Here is a 17,165-nt window from a genome sequence, read left to right on the forward strand (position 1 = left end):
AAATTTTCAGTATTTATTTGCGATTCTAGGGCAAATTATTACGAAAATTAACGAAACTTTTTTGGGAGCAAGGAGGTATTTATGTTGAAACAGGGAAAGAAGTATGTGAGGGGTTTGTCTTTGGTTTTGATTTTTACACTCTTGGTAACACTTTTTCAACTACCATGGGTGGAGAATGCAAAGGCGGCTGAGAAGTGGGGGATATGTGAACTAAATTATGAGCAAAATAAGGTAACTTTTAAGGTAAAAGCAGACGGTTATTCTGAGGGGTTTGTTGCAGGAGATTTTAATAACTGGCAACCTCAGGAGCAAGGCGAAAAATATAAACTCACATGGGAAAAAGATAAAGATAATATATTTAAGATGATAACTTCCATTTCTATGGATGATCTGGGAAGACCTAAAACAAAAGAAGAGTATGAGCAGAATAAAAAATGTTCATATAAATTTGTAATATATAAAGATAATAATCCGGAATGGATGAATGGGGTTGGGTATGACAATGGTGGAAATGACAGCTTTGACTGGAAAGATCCGACAGAGGGACAAGGCGGTCAAAATCCTCCGGCTTCTCAAACGAGAGTAGACGATTTACAGTGCGAACTTAAAGTTGTAGAAAAAAAGGTTAGTTTTAAGGTTGTAGCAGTAGGTTATGATAAGGTTCGTGTAGGAGGGAGAATAAAAAACGGTACTTGGACAAACTATGAGATGAGTCTTGTATCTGGAGAAGAGAATACTTATGCTTTTGAATTAAATATGGACGGAAAACCGAACGGAAAGTATGAGTATAAATTCAGCCTTCTTCCTAAGGGGAAAGATGAAAATGTAGAGGAGAATTGGACATGGCTAAATAAGGATAAGCAAGATGGAGATAATAGTACATTTGACTGGTATGTAGCACCGGCTGTGACAGATGCGGATTTTACAATTAAAGCATCCGATACTGAGGTGACAAGTAATCATCCTGTTGAATTGGTTGCAGTAAAGATAGATGAGAAGAAGAATATTGAATTAATTGATGATTTAACTTGGGAACTTGAGGGAAATCCGAGCGGTGTTACCCTTTCAGAAAATCGTTTGGAAGTTTCAGATACTGTGCCGGTAGATACGAAGATTATAGTAAAAGCATACAAAGCCGGTGAAACAAATAAGGTAGCGAAAAAGGAAATTACCGTAAAGCAGGCAGGAAATGCGAATGAAGTTTCGGTGCATTTCTTAAAGCAGGACGGAAATTATGACGGCTGGAATTATTGGGTATTCCCGATGAATCCGGACAAGCAGGTAAGTTTTCTTGAAAATAAGACAACGGATTTAGGAAAAGTTGCTTTTGTAGAAGCCGGAAAGAAAGTGATTGTAAGAAGAAAAGTAGGAGAAAATGATTGGGCGGAACAGACACCGGCTTATGAAATTCCGGCAGGGGTAAAAAATGTTTATTTAATTAAAGACGATGAGAAAGTCTATACTTCAATAAAGGAGGCATTTTCAGTTTCAGGTCCTAGGATTAAATCAGCGGTGATGGACTCGAAAAATGAAATAAGGGCTTACTTAACAGAAGCACCGGTAGATGGAGTTCAGTTTGAACTTTATGCGGATGGGGTAAAACAAGATGGTATTACTACAAGTGTAGAAGGAACAAAGGTGATTTTTAATACAGGCAGTCTTGCAGCAACCTTTGATCCAAGGGCAGTATGGGAAGTAAAGGCAAATACAACATTTACAAAACCTCGTAAAGTGCTTTTAAGAAATGTACTTGACGGCTATACCTTTAGCGGAGATATGGGGGTAAGGTATGAGGGAGATAAGGTAAATTTCCGAGTATGGGCACCGACTGCTCACAAGGTAGAGCTTTTAACCTATGGAGATGTTTCTACGGTAGAGGAAAGTCCAAGCGGAACTTATGCGATGATGCATGATAGTGCTAGCGGAACTTATCATATTACCGTAAATAAAACGGATGTGGATAAAAAGTATTATCTCTATCGTCTGTCTTTTAAAGAAAGAGATGAAGAGGGGGCAAGTTTTACCATTAAAGACAGGGTGACTTATGCCGTAGACCCTTATGCGATTGCAACCGGGTTGAATGGAAAAAAAGGTTATGTTGTTGATATTGATTCTTCAGAATTACAGCCGGATAATTGGGAAAATGAGGTTAGACCGGAGTTGAAAAATCCGGAAGATTCTATTCTCTATGAAATGCATATAAGAGATTTTACGATACATGATAGTTGGAACGGAAACGCTGCATACAAAGGTAAATTCCTTGGAGTAGCACAAAGTGGAACAAGGTACACAGGAAACGGGGTGGAGGTTAAAACGGGCTTAGACCATTTGGAAGAACTCGGAGTGACCCATGTTCACCTTCTTCCGGTTTATGATATTGCCTCTATTGAAGAGGATGGAAATCATACCTTTGATGCAAAGAAGTCAAACGGTAAAGATTTTAACAGAAACTGGGGTTATGATCCACAGAATTATAATGCCTTAGAGGGCAGTTATTCTACCAATCCGAATGACCCTACTCTTGTAATTAAAGAGTTCAGAACTATGGTACAGGCACTTCACAAAAAGAATATCAGAGTGGTACTTGACAAGGTTTATAACCATATGTATTCTACTGCGAATATGGATAAAATCGTGCCGAACTATTACTTTAGAAGTAATGAAGAAGGAAAGTTTACGGACGGTTCCGGCTGTGGAAATGAGGTAGCTACGGAAAGACCTATGGTTCGTAAGTTTGTTGTGGACTCAAATCTGATGTGGGTAAATAATTATAAGGTGGATGGACTTCGTTTTGACCTTATGGCACTCCTTGACCACACCACGATGCATCAGGTACAGGAGAAAGCAAGGCAGATTGATTCTTCGATTATTGTATATGGTGAGCCTTGGAAAGCAGCAGATTCTCCACTTCCGGAAGGAGAGCAGACAAAGAAAAACAGGACGGGAATTGCAGCCTTTAATGATACTTACAGAGATGCATTGAGAGGAAATAATAATCCGAGCAAGGGATTTGTGCATGGTGCAATAAACGGAGATAATTCAGGTAAGGTACAGGAGGGATTAAAAGGATCTATTAATGGAACGGTAAGTGATCCCGACTTGATTATTAACTATGTGGAGGCACATGATAATTATGCTATTTGGGATCAGATAGAGAAAGCAGATTTAGGAGTAAATGATAAAGAATATCGTAAAGATTTGAATGGAAAGTCTTTATCAGAAAAGCCGTTGTCAGACTGGAGAGTTAAGAAAACACTGCTTGCAAGCGGTTTTGTGCTTACTTCACAGGGAATTCCATTCTTCCAAGGCGGTTCTGAAATTCTTAGAACAAAGCAGGGAGATCATAACAGTTATAAGAGTGATGATACAACTAATGCCATTTACTGGTCGGATAAGGCAAAGTTTAAACCGGTATTTGAGTTTTACAAAGGGCTGATTAAGCTAAGGAAAGAACATCCGGCATTCAGAATGACTTCTGCTGAAGAGATTCGAGGTCACCAGCAGGTAGATAAACTGATGAGTCAAGATGGTTTGATTTACAATCATTTAAAGAATAATGCAGGTGGAGATAAGTGGCAGAACATTGTTGTAATTTATAACGGATCTACGGAAGATAAGAATATCACTTGGCTGCCTAAGGTACCGGGGAATAAATGGAAGGTTGTTCTTGATGATAAAGGTTTACATGAGGCAAACTTTAGAGAGGTGAGCCAAAAAGATGAGTATGGTAACTTGACAAGTGCCCTAAATCTTCCTTCCAGCAGCTTTATGATTCTTTTTGATGAAGAAGCAAAGGCTGATGATATAAAATGGGATGATTTGTTTGCAGATCAGAGTACAGATTATATGGAACCGCTTGAGCCAAGCTCGGCAGAGCCTGTGAAGGTGAGATTCAGAGCAGCAAAGGATGAAATTAAGTCTGCAAATGTGCATTATTATGATGAGGCGGATAAGCAGACAAAAACAGTTGTAATGACAAAAATTGCAGATAGTAATTTTTATACTTCAAGAAATTATGATAATTCTAAAATTGAGTTCTGGGAAGGAGTAATTCCTGCAAGTTCGAGTACGAAATATTATAATTTTGAGGTAATTAATGGAACAAAAAGTGCTTGGATAAGTGGCGGAGCCGGAGAAAACAACAGGGGAATTACAAATAATAAGCCGACCTTACAAGGCGGCGGTACAGACCATGGTTTCTCAATTGTGACTGACTTTAAGACTCCGAACTGGGCAAAAGAGTCCGTATTCTATCAGATTATGGTAGACCGTTTTAGGGATGGTGACAGTAAGAATAACCGTATGTCAAAAGATGTTTCGCAGTTTGGCAATCCGTCGGAAATTTCTTCGTGGGGAAGTGAAGTATTTAATGGTGAGGAAAGTGATAAGATTTGGAATAATCAGTTCTTCGGTGGAGATTTAATCGGTGTGAGGGAGGCAATTCCATATTTTAAGTACCTCGGTGTGGATTCTCTTTATTTAATGCCTATTTTCCAATCCGGAAGTGACCATAAATATGATGCGGACGATTATGACCATGTAGATAAGAATTTCGGTGGAAATAATGCCCTTGCAGACCTTAGTAAAGATGCTAAAGCAAATGATATCAATCTTGTACTGGACGGAGTATTTAACCATACAAGTACTGAGGGTGAACTGTTTAAGAAACATAAAGAAAACTACTATTTTTATGAGAAGAATGGCTATAAAGATAGTGATGGAAAGGCGATTGACTTCTATGCTTGGCATGGATACTCAAATCTTGCAAAGCTTAATTACAGTAAAGAAGAGGTGAAAAATCTCATTTATAAGGGAGATGATGCGATTGCAAAGCGTTATTTGAAAGCTCCTTATAACATTGCAGGTTGGAGACTTGATGCGGCAGAGGATGTGAATACAAGACCTAGAGATTATAAGTATAATTCATTATTGGATTATAAAGCTAATCAGAGTGATGAAGAACAGAAAAAGGCAAACCTTGATATTTGGAGAGGGTTTAGAGAAGAAGTAAGAAAAACGAAGAACGATGCTTATATCTTAGGCGAATTTTGGGAAAGTAATAATCATTGGTATTATGGCAAGGCTTGGGATTCCAAGATGAATTATGGCGGATTTTTAATGCCGTTTCTTCATAACAACAGTAAAAATAAGTATTTGGGAGAGCAAAGTCTTGACAACAAGGGAGGAATGAGTGTTGCCGATATTGGTAAGTTCACAAGAAACTATGTGAAAAATTTCCCATATCAGACTGTTTTAAGCGGAACAAACTCTCTTTCTACACATGACCAGGCAAGGATTGCAAACAGGGAATTTGTGGGAGCAAATAACGATGCGATGATGGAAATTGCGACAGCCCTTCAGATGACTTATCCGGGAGTACCTATGGTTTATTACGGAGATGAAATCGGTACAATAGGTAAGAAAGATAAGGATCCATATAATAGGGGAACTTTCAACTGGGATGTGAATACTTGGAGTTCTGCCGAAAAAGAAATGTTTAGGGATCACAAAACTCTTATTGCAACCAGAAAAGCAAATAAGGATGCCTTTGTTTACGGAGCCTTCGAGGAAATTAAGTCCCATAAGGAGGATCAGTATATTGCTTATGCCCGTTATGGAAAAGGTAACAGAGCCGTTGTTGTGTTAAACAACAGTAACAAGGGCGGAAGTAAGAATATTGAACTTGCAAAACTCTATCGTTACGGTTTTAAGAATGGCGATGTTTTAAAGGATGTTCTTACAGGAAATACAGTTACAGTTCAAAATGATAAAGTTAATATTACTTCGAAGGACATGACTGCCTCGGTTTGGGTACTTAGTGATAAAGCACCGGCAAGAAGTGAGGAGGTAAACTTCAACCTTACAGACCTTTCAGATGCCAGAACGGAAGTGGGAGAAGTGGAGAGTCCTGTCTATGAAGAGAAAAACGGAATGGTAACCTTAACATGGAAGAATTCGTTAAAAGCAGGAGCAAAGGAGATTTCTGTAAGACTATATGATGGAAATAAGGTTCTTGCCGAGAAGATTGTACCAATAACTGAAACAACAGCAAGTTTCAATAAGACAGATTTTAATATTACTAAGCCGTTTACCGTCTTTGTGAGAGTAATAGCAAATCGAGATGACTTATTAAATGATGTTTATTTAGATGGAAGTTATAAAGAAGCAAAAAATAAAAATTCTGGAAACAATCCATCTTATGGTGAAAGTGGGACAAAAAATGCCGACAGTAATTCATCTTCCGGAGGAGGAAATGTAGCATCCAATTCCACGAAAAACGAGCAGAATAAGTCTGAAACGGAGAAGAAAAAGCAGGTAGATAAGAAAGCAGAAAATACAGATAATTCAAAAACTTCTCCTTCCGACAATACAACTACAAGTATTGAAAAAGAAAAGAAGGTTGTTGAGATTCTTATAGATTCTTCAAAGAAGGAGAAGGCAAAAGTTTCTGAAAATAAGATTGAAGAGCTTTTGAAAGAAGAAGAGGGTAAACTTAAAATCAAGGTAAAAAATGCTGAAATTTCCATAAATAAAGAGACTCTTGTTTCGATTTTTGGAGAAAAAGTAAAACCTCTTGTAGTTTCGACAAAATCAAATGGTGTGAAGGCAACAGGGAAAGAGATGACAGAACTGAAGAAACATCTGAAGAAGAACACACTGTTAAGCAATAAGGTTTATAAGATTGATATAAAAACAGATGGAGTAAGCCTTAATAAGATACTTAAGAAAGAGGATAAGGTAGAGGTTTCAGTTTTTGTCTCGCTTAAGAAAATTCCAAAAACGCTTTATGTTATGGATATAAAGACGGGAAAAGTGGTAAAGGCAACATATGATAAAAAGAAAAAAGAATTAAAATTTGAGACTTCTAAACTTGGAACTTTTGTGATTGTTGGAAAGAAGGCAAGCAAGAAGAGCAGGGGAAAAAAGAAGTAAAAGAATTAGATGAAATGAGAAAGGCTGTTACTTTTTGTGGTAGCAGCCTTTCTCATTTAAAAATTTTCTTTTAATAGAAAAATTTTAAATGGTTAGTTTTACAATAGAAAATTAAATATAATAATATACAAATTATTCACTCCTTACCCTTTATTATATCTAAAGAAAATGTTATAATGAGAATTAGGTTTGTAAGTAAAATGTAAAATCCGGGAGGTAGAAGAATGAGGCTTGGTGGTCTTGAAGCAGGCGGAACTAAGATGGTGATGTGCGTTGGTAATGAAAAAGGTGAAATTTTAGAGCAGATGTCCATACCTACTAAAACTCCGTCAGAAACAGTTCCTGAGATTATCAAATGGTTTTCAGATAAGAATATAGAGGCACTTGGAATAGGCTGTTTTGGTCCGATAGATGTATCACCGGAGTCACCTACTTACGGACAGATTTTAGAAACTCCTAAACTTCCATGGGTACATTATGACTTGCTTAAAGAACTGCAAAAAGAGCTTAAAGTGCCTATGAAGGTTGATACAGATGTGAATGGCTCTTGTCTTGGAGAGATGGTATTCGGCTGTGCAAAGGGTATTGACTCAGTGCTTTATATGACTATAGGTACAGGAGTAGGAGTAGGTATCTGTATAGGAGGTACTCTTGTACATGGAATGTTACATCCTGAGGCAGGGCATATTATTATAAATAAACATAAGGAAGATAAGGGGAATTGTATCTGCCCTTATCATGATAATTGTTTTGAAGGCTTGGCAGCAGGTCCTTCCATAGAGGCAAGATGGGGTAAAAAAGCCTATGAACTTGAGGATAATGAACTTGCATGGGAAATAGAGAGTGAGTATATAGCAGAGGCTTTGGTAAACTATATTCTTACAGTTTCACCTAAGAAAATAATTCTTGGTGGAGGAGTTATGCATCAGGAAAGACTCTTTCCTATGGTGAGAAAGAAAGTAACCAAACTGTTGAATGGCTATTTAAATACTAAAGAACTGAAAGATATGGATAATTACATAGTTCCAAACAGTCTGAATGACAATCAGGGCATACTTGGAGCTATGGAACTTGGCAGACAGGCTTTAGAAGAAGTAAAATAATTGCTATAAAGAAAGAGGTATAGAACAAATGGTAAGAGCAATAGTTGGAGCAAACTGGGGTGATGAAGGTAAGGGTAAGATTACAGATATGCTTGCAGAGACATCTGATATTATTGTGAGATTTCAGGGTGGAAGTAATGCAGGACATACTATAATTAATAACTATGGTAAATTTGCACTTCATTTACTTCCTTCAGGAGTATTTTATAATCATACAACAAGCATTATAGGTAATGGAGTGGCACTTAATATTCCATATTTGATTAAAGAAATTAATTCTTTAGTGGAAAAAGGGGTGCCAAAGCCTAAGATACTTGTATCTGACAGGGCACAGATTATTATGCCTTACCATATTAAATTTGATGAATATGAAGAGGAGAGACTCGGCAAGAATTCATTCGGTTCTACAAAGTCAGGTATAGCTCCGTTTTATTCAGATAAATATGCAAAGATAGGATTTCAGGTATCAGAGTTGTTTGATGATGAAATTCTTAAGGATAAGTTAGAAAGAGTATGTGTACAAAAAGATGTGCTATTAGAGCATCTTTATCATAAGCCTGCTATTGATAAGGAAGAACTGCTTAAAACTCTTCATGAATACAGGGATATGGTTGCTCCTTATGTATGTGATACGGCTCTTTTCATACAGGAGGCTATAAAGGCAGGAAAAAATGTACTTCTTGAAGGACAGCTCGGTACACTTAAAGATCCTGATTTTGGAATATATCCTATGGTTACTTCATCTTCTACACTTGCATCATATGGAGCAATCGGTGCTGGTATTCCTCCATATGAAATTACAGATATCATTGCTGTAGTTAAGGCCTATTCGAGTGCAGTAGGTGCAGGAGAGTTTGTAAGCGAAATTTTTGGTGATGAGGCAGATGAGTTAAGAAGAAGAGGCGGAGATGGGGGAGAATACGGTGCTACTACGGGTAGACCTCGTAGAATGGGCTGGTTTGATGCAGTTGCAAGCCGTTACGGGGTAAGAATGCAGGGAGCAACAGAGGCAAGTCTTACAGTGCTTGATGTGCTTGGCTATCTTGATGAACTTCCTATCTGTGTGGGATATGAAATAGATGGGAAAGTAACAAAGGATTTCCCTGTTACAGCAGGACTTAAGAAGGCTAAGCCTGTGTATGAGAAACTGCCGGGTTGGAAATGTGAGATTAAAGGAATTAGAAAATATGATGAACTTCCTGAAAATTGTAGAAAGTACATTGAGTTTATCGAGAAAGAACTTGGAGTACCTGTTACTATGGTAAGCAATGGGCCGGGAAGAGAAGATATAATTTATAAAAAATAAGATTTATAATTTAGGAAGGGTTTACTGATGGAGAAGAAGATAGAAGAGTTTGCAAAAGAGAAATTTAGCTTTGAGCTTTCGGAGATATTGGTATTGCCCTCTTTTTTAGATATTTCAGTTAGAACCGACGCTGAGGCTGTCGGTTCTTTTAAGATACGACATAAAGATGATGTGAAATATTGCAACAGGAAAATAAGGGGATATATTACCTGTAATGACTATAGATTTAGCTTTGATTCATATACATTTTCAAGTTGTGAGGTGGAGATTGATTATAGATTTGATGCTTTTGGACTTAAGCCGGAAGAGGAGTATAATGGAAATATCCATCTGATTACAGACTGTGGTGAGTTTAATCTTCCATACCATGTAGGTGTGAAGGAAATGCAGTTAATGGAAGGCGAAACTGAAATAAAGAATCTGTACCAGTTTACTGCATTTGCAAAAAATGATCCTGAATATGCAGCAAATTTATTTTACGGAAGTGAATTTGAGAAAATCATATTAGAGGGCAAGGAAGAAGAAAAACTTATAAGAAAAGGACTTTTGGCAAACAGAGATAAAAGTAGAGCTTTAGAAGAGTTTTTATGTTATACAAAGAGTAAGCCTCAGGCAAAAGTAGTGGTAGATAAAACAATTTATAATTATCATATATCAGGAATGCCTGTAAAAGACAGGATAATAATAAGAAAGAACAGCTGGGGATATATTAAGGCAGATATTATTACTGAAGGAAAATTTTTAAAAGTTTATAAGAAGGAATTGACAGATGATTTATTTGAAGATGGAATCTGTGAATTGGAAGTAGTGATAAATCCGGAATATATAAAAACTAATAAAGATTGTGGTAAAGTTATAATAAGAACTCTCTATGAAGATGTATGTGTGAACTTTAATGTTGTTAATACAACAGTTTCCACAGAAAAAATTTCAGGACGTAGAAAGAGATTTGAGTATATAAATAAACTTATTGAAGAATATTTTTCTTATCGTATGGGATTTACTACAGCTAAAAATATGACAACATCTATGCGTACTGCACTATATGGCTTAGGTATTTCGGGAAAAGATCAGGATATGATTGACTATATTAATATTTATTTATACCTGATAAATGGGAATGAAAAACAAGCTAAAGAAGAACTTTTAAAATTAAATAGCTATAATTCTACTCCACTATTTAGATTTATGCATTTATATTTTATGTATTGGTTGGCTGAAGATAATGAAAAAGAAGAGTGCAGAAGGGCGATTGAAAAACTGGTTAATATAAAAGGATATCAGGCAGGTTTATATTTCATGATTCACATGGACGGAAGATATAAGCTAAATCTTGAAAGAAGGTTGGAATTTATAGAGGAGCTTTATAGAAATAAATTTTATAGTTCCTTTCTTTTGATGGAGGCTTGGAGTATTTATAAATCACAGCCTGATTATTTTAAGAAACTTGATTTCTTTTCTATACAGGTAGTTAATTGGGCTATAAAACATGGTTTTTTTGTGGGAAAAATTATTACAGAGAAATTTGTAGTATTGGCAAATACACTTCGAGAATATAATCATTTGGTTTTAAGGCTTTTAAAAGAAGTGTATAAAAGTTGGGGGGTTGAAGAGGTTACACAGGCTATTTGTGCTCAGCTTATAAGAAAAAACGATATAAGTGCAGATGACCATGATTGGTTTAGAATAGGAGTGAAGAGGGGAATAAGACTGACTGGTATTTATGAACGGTACATGAGGACTATGAAAAATGATACCGATGAGAAGATAGAACCTTCAGTTTATTTATACTTTTTATACGATAATGCCCTTAGTACAGAAAAAAAAGCTCTATTGTATGCACATTTAATCAGAGATAGGAATGAACCTGATTTTCAAGATATTTATAAGGATTACAAAGAACAGATTAGAAAGTTTGCTGCCGAACAGTTAAAAAATGGAAATATTAATGATAATTTAGCTGTTATATATAAGGCGGTCTTTAAGAATAGTAAATTTTTGAATGAGAATTATGAATATCTTCCATTAGTAATTTTTAAGAAAAAATGTGTATGTAAAAGTAAAAATATGGAAGACCTTATTATACATACAAGAGGAATTACAGAAGGAATTTCTTATAAATTTAATTCTGGAACTGCGTTTGCTGATATATCGGGAGAATATACAGCTATCTTAGTATCAGATAAAGAGGGGAATGTATATCCTGCAAGTAGCTTATGTACTTTTGAGAGCCTTATCAATTATTATGACTATCTTGATGGATGTTATGAGGCTGGGAATAGGAGCTTGGCTGAACTTCTTACAGTTGTTGCAGAAAATGACAGATATCATAAGGAGAGTAAATATTTATCAGAAATATGTGAGGAACTTCTTAATTCTAATGAAATAACAAATGAATATAAATATTTTATAAGAGAAAAACTTTTAGAGCATTATTTTGAAGTAAATGAAGGGGAGAGATTGGAATTAGTTCTTAAAGACTATGATTTTGCACAGAAAGATAATGTATATCTTGAGAAGGCGGCTAATATAGCGATAGTTAGGAATTTTTATCCGTTATCTTTATCTGCACTTAGGATATTGAATTATGATAAAATCAATACAGGAAAGCTTTCAAATGTTCTTTTATCTTATATACGAGATATGGCTAAAGTAAAAGGGGACGATAATCATAATTTTGTTTCGTCACTCGCATATAGGCTTATGTCGGATAAAAAAGCAGATGCTGAAATAATAATGTTCCTTAGGGATAATTATGAAGGTGGAGTTGCAGAGTTTAACTCTATTTATAAAGAATTGAAGGATAGGGAACTTCTTACAGAAAAATTTGTTTCAAGGTTTGTAGAACAGATGCTATTTTCAGAAGAAATGGCGATAGACTATGACGAAATCTTTGAATATTATGAGCAGTTTGGTAATGAAGTATTAAATAAAGCATTTTTAGCTTATGTATCATATAAATGGCTGGTAAAAGATATGAGGCTTGGCAAATATCTGGTAAAAAGGATATGTGAGGAGGCTTATAAGGCTAAGAATCTATTATTTATTATATCATATTTAAAAATTCTGAGCGAAAAGAAGTATCTTTCAGATGAAGAGAAAGATTATGTTATGGTCTGGGTAGAAAAAATTGTTGAAGACGGTATTATTCTTCCGTTTTTTAAGGAGTTTAAGAGTAAATGCAGGATTCCTGCAGAAATTGTGAATCTTAATTTTATTGTCTGCCATGCAGATAATGAGGATGAGGTGTCTATTAATTATAGGATTTCATCTGAAACAGATTTGGGTAGCAGGGAATACAAGACGGAATGGATGAAAAATGTGTATCAGGGGATTTTTGTAAAAGAGTTTTTAGTGTTTGCAGATGAAACTGTACAGTATTATATTTCTATTAAGGAAAAAGGTGATGAAGAGGCTAGGATTGTAAGCAGTGATGAGCTTGTGATTAAACAGGATGTATTATTTGAAGAAGAACTTGGACTCAGCCTTTATTCGCAGATAAATATGATGTATGTATGTAAAGATTTATCTGATGAAAAAACTCTTAAAGAGTATATGAAAAATTATTCAGTTCAAAATGAAATAATAGAAAATTTTTTTGGAGTAAAAGCCATAAGTAAGGAGTTACGGTAATGAGGGATGGAATAGGAATTTTGATAGGGCTGGATATATGTGAGGATTTTCTTCAACTAACTTATTATGACAGTGAGCTTGATTCTCCTGAGTCAGTAAGCAGAGGGCGAAATGAAGAGCAATATCTCATACCTGCCAGGATGGCCTATAGAAAAAGGAAAGATGATTGGATAATTGGGGAGGATTTGGAAAAAGAAGGTAAGGAAGATATTAATGAGATAAAAAACCTTGTTAAAACAATAACAAGCAATGAAAAAATAAGGGTAGGAGATAAAATTTATGAGGCAAGCCAGCTTATGGCATATTTTATTAGTGCAGCCTTAAAAGTACTTAATGCATACTGCTCATTTAAAGAGATAATTCATATTGGAATTACATTTAAGTCGCTTACGAAGGAAATTATTGATATGATGGATTCTGCTATGGAAAAATTAGAACTGGAAGATGACAAGTATTCAATTCTAGACCATGATGAGGCGTTTTTATACTATACCATCAATCAAGAGCCTGAACTATGGCTGAATGATACAGCTTTGTTTGAACTGGACGATGATGGACTTCATTTTAGGATACTTAATATTGATAGGAATTCAGAGCCTATTACAGCAAAAGTAACGAGGAGGGAAAGGGCTGACAAGCTTACCAGGCAGATGATGGGATTAAGTAAAAATGAGAGCAGCAATCTTTTTTATACACTTTCGCTTATGGCATTGGAGGGGAGTGTTGTTTCTACAGTTTATGCAGTAGGGAGAGGATTTATGGATAGCTGGGGAGATGATACATTAAGAAAATTATCTCCGGGAAGAAGAGTATTTAGAGGGCAGAACCTTTATGCAAAAGGAGCCTGTCTTGCTGCGAGGGATAAGACTTTAGAACGGCCGTCAGACATAGTAATGTTGAGTGATGACAGGACAGCGGTGAGTATGTCCATAAAGGCAGTCAAAGATGGAAAAGTTAGGAGAATAGTGCTGGTAAAGCCGGGGCTTAAGTGGTATAGTGCTAAAGCTTGTCTTGATATTATCTTAAAGGGTGAGCAGGAGTTAAGTATAGAGATTAGAGACTTTGTTACCGGAAAAGAGGAGCAGAGGTTTATTTCTTTTGCAGGATTAGGAATTCATGAAGAGAGTTTGACAAGAATAAGACTGTCTGTCAAGTTCAATGACAAAGATACCTGTATCATTAAGCTTGCTGATTTGGGATTTGGCAGTTTTGTGCCTACTACAAACAGAGTTTGGGAGTTAATATGGGAAAAACAATAGTATGTAGCGGAAAAATAGCAGAGAATCCTTATATAGTAGCCGATACACAGAAAAAGCTATATTCAATCGAGGAAATCTGTTATTATGTAAAGACAAGTATATATAGTATAGATTTAGGATTTTTTTGCCCGGAGCTGATAAGGTTTATAAAAGAAGATTTAGGATTGGCTAAAACAGCAACTAAATTAAAAACTCTGGTGATGGGTAATTATTTTCTTAGTGATGTGATAACTACACTTTTTTGTGGATGTGATTTGTATAGCAAAGAAGAGATACTTGAAACTGTAGAAATGGTTAAGTATTTGAGCAATATGCCGGTTTGGGAGAGACAGGCTTATATTGGTTATAAGAAGTTTGAGGAAAGAAAGTTTCTAGCAGCTATAAAATATTTTAGAGCAACTCTTAGAGAAGAGAATATTGCAAATAAGGATTATGGTGAAATATTAGAATCAATAGGTATTTGTCTTATCCATGTATCTTCTTTTAAGGAGGCGGCTGAATATTTTCATAAAGCTTATAAATACACTCAAAAAACAGAAACACTTACTTTGGCTCTATTGGCACTAAAGCTTGGAAGTCAGGATAAAGAATTTCATGAGAATGCAAAAGAATTTACTGAGGATGAAAGTTTGATTGCAAATGCTGAAAAAATGTGGAAAGAAACTGAAAAGATGGCTATGGTGGGATTGAGTGCAAAAAATATTGACAATATGTTTGAAAAGCTGAAAACTAATAAGGTGGCAGAAGGTTATAAGGAAATAGAAATGAAATTGAAAGAATTTAAGGCTGAATACAGGGAGGGAGCTTGGGATGGGCCTGTTTCATAATAAGTCTAAGGAAAACATCCAAACAGAAATAATAGAGGATTATGAAGGTGAAGTAAGGAAAATTTGTGAAAATATTGACAATGCTAATCTTCAGATAAAAATAATCCGTAAAGAATATGATGAAGTAAATAGATTTCTTCAAGATGCACAAATCATTGATGAACTTCCTACTGAGCCTAAAGAAGAACTGATGGATACAGCAAAACACTTGATTGAGCTTAGACAAGACATATCCAAATTAAAAAGAAAGCGTACAGAGCTCACTGAATTTGAATTTGGAATAATGGAAAAGTACGAAGATGTGCTGCCGGATGAGATAAAGAGGCTGAAGAAAGAGGAAGACTATGAACTTGTAATTAAGAGTGATTTAAGAAAACTTGCAGGAGAAAAGGCTGTCTTAAAGCATGAGGAAGAGATGGAGCTTGGCAGAAAGTCATTCTTAAATAAGTTAGGTATGGTATCAGGGGTAGTTATAGGATTACTTCTTGCAATGTATTTGATTCTTTATATGGTTTTTGACACTTTTGCAGATATAGCGTTTTTATTCACTGTTATTGGTGGAGTGTTTATGGCATTTTACATTTTTATGGAAACTGATAAGAACTCCAAGGCATTGAAGATGAATGTTGCAAAGGTTAATAAGCTCATATCTATTACCAATACAGTTAAGATAAAATATGTGAATCAGAAGGCTTCGTTAGATTTCAGTCATGATAAATATGCTGTGAATAATGTGATGGAGTTGGAATATAGGTACAATCAGTATGCTGCGTATAAAGCAGACGAGGCTATGCGAAAAAAAGCTTCCTCAATTTATGAATTTTATAATAACAAATACAAAGAGATTTTAACGGAATATAAGATTCATGATGCAGAGGTTTGGTCTTATCAGGCAGATGCAGTTGTAGATCATAAGGAGATGGTTGAAATAAGGCATAAGTTAAATGAACGTAGACAGAAAATAAGAGAAAAGTTGGAAAAAAATGTAAAATTAATTACTGAGTCCGGCGAAAGACTGGCTAACATAGGTAAAAAATCACCGGAACTCAGTATCATGGTTAATGGAATGATGGAGTTTTATGGAATAGGAGAGACTTCATAAATTTTCTTCAAATTATCAAGCCTTGAAACTGAATTTTGAAGTAACAAATCAGCAAGTACAAGGGCTGTCATTGATTCGATTACAACTACCGCGCGGGAAACTATAATTGGGTCATGACGGCCTTCTATATTTATTTCTAACTCTTCCATATTTTTATTTACAGTGTGCTGGGTGGTGGAAATTGAAGGAGTAGGCTTGAAAGCTGCTCTTACTACAAGAGTAGAACTATCGCTGATTCCACCAAGAACACCTCCTGAATGATTTGTAGCCTTAGATATTTTGCCATCTTTTAATATGAAGGCATCGTTATTGCGAAGGCCTGTGCTTTTGCTTGCAGCAAATCCATCCCCAATTTCTACCCCCTTAACTGCACCTATTGAAAAGAGTGCCTGTCCCAACTTTGCGTCTAACTTATCAAAAACAGGCTCTCCAAGACCTGTGGGAAGTCCACGAACTATACATTCAACTATGCCACCTGAAGAGTTTAATTTATTTTTTATACCAAGCAGATATTCTTCAGCTTTTTTTGTAGTGTCTTCATCAGGAATAAACAATTTACTTTTTAGCACCTTATCTCTTGTGATTTTTGATTTATTAGCAAGAATTTGTTCGGGTAATGTAATATTTCCGATTGAATGGGTGTAAGCAAGTACTTCTATACCAAATTCTTTAAGTAGTTTAGCAGCAACTGCTCCTGCTGCCACCCTTGCAAGAGTTTCTCTACCGGAAGACCGCCCTCCACCTCTATAATCTCTGAAACCATATTTTTCATCAAATGTATAGTCAGCATGACCGGGACGGTAGTATTCTGCTATTTTATCATAGTCTTTTGAATGTTGGTCGGAATTTCTCACCATCATAGAGATTGGAGTTCCGGTTGTGAGGCCGTTAAAAATTCCTGAAAGAATTTCTATCTCATCCGATTCTTTTCTAGGTGTAGTAAAATCATTAGTTCCGGGCTTTCTTCTATTCATATAAGCCATAATATCATCTTTATTGAGG

The 17,165-nt window shown here is 35.7% G+C and carries 8 protein-coding genes; 7 read left to right on the top strand and 1 reads right to left on the bottom strand.

Annotation, left to right across the window (positions count from 1 at the left end; genetic code table 11):
• Positions 1–81: 81 nt before the first annotated feature.
• The 7 genes from pulA to ACTTG8_RS07780 all read left to right on the top strand — a co-directional run bounded on the left by pulA (position 82) and on the right by ACTTG8_RS07780 (position 16,163).
• On the top strand, positions 82–6,933 hold the full coding sequence (pulA, locus tag ACTTG8_RS07750) for a type I pullulanase (RefSeq protein ID WP_442561554.1): 6,852 nt from the start codon (positions 82–84) through the stop codon (positions 6,931–6,933).
• A gap of 224 nt (positions 6,934–7,157) precedes the next feature.
• The gene (locus ACTTG8_RS07755; protein WP_442561555.1) at positions 7,158–8,036 is read left to right on the top strand and encodes an ROK family protein; all 879 of its coding nucleotides are present in this window, start codon (positions 7,158–7,160) and stop codon (positions 8,034–8,036) included.
• 28 nt (positions 8,037–8,064) lie between these two features.
• On the top strand, positions 8,065–9,342 hold the full coding sequence (locus tag ACTTG8_RS07760; protein ID WP_442561556.1) for an adenylosuccinate synthase: 1,278 nt from the start codon (positions 8,065–8,067) through the stop codon (positions 9,340–9,342).
• Positions 9,343–9,369: 27 nt separating this feature from the next.
• Positions 9,370–12,975 carry a DUF5717 family protein gene (locus tag ACTTG8_RS07765; protein WP_442561557.1) on the top strand — a complete coding sequence of 1,202 codons (3,606 nt, stop codon included), beginning with the start codon at positions 9,370–9,372 and terminating at the stop codon, positions 12,973–12,975.
• Entirely contained in the window at positions 12,975–14,234 is a 1,260-nt protein-coding gene (locus ACTTG8_RS07770) for a DUF5716 family protein (RefSeq protein WP_442561558.1), read from the top strand. Before ACTTG8_RS07765 ends, ACTTG8_RS07770 begins: the two co-directional genes overlap by 1 nt.
• Positions 14,219–15,061 carry a hypothetical protein gene (locus ACTTG8_RS07775; RefSeq protein ID WP_442561559.1) on the top strand — a complete coding sequence of 281 codons (843 nt, stop codon included), beginning with the start codon at positions 14,219–14,221 and terminating at the stop codon, positions 15,059–15,061. The genes ACTTG8_RS07770 and ACTTG8_RS07775 overlap by 16 nt, the downstream gene beginning before the upstream one ends.
• Entirely contained in the window at positions 15,045–16,163 is a 1,119-nt protein-coding gene (locus tag ACTTG8_RS07780; protein WP_442561560.1) for a hypothetical protein, read from the top strand. Before ACTTG8_RS07775 ends, ACTTG8_RS07780 begins: the two co-directional genes overlap by 17 nt.
• On the opposite strand, the gene aroC is transcribed toward ACTTG8_RS07780, so the two are convergent.
• The coding region (gene aroC / locus ACTTG8_RS07785; protein ID WP_442561561.1) for a chorismate synthase at positions 16,139–17,165 on the bottom strand (1,027 nt) is incomplete at its 5' end. The two genes, ACTTG8_RS07780 and aroC, sit on opposite strands and share 25 nt — an antisense overlap.

Source organism: Catonella sp., assembly GCF_052173895.1.
GTDB lineage: Bacteria > Bacillota > Clostridia > Lachnospirales > Lachnospiraceae > Catonella.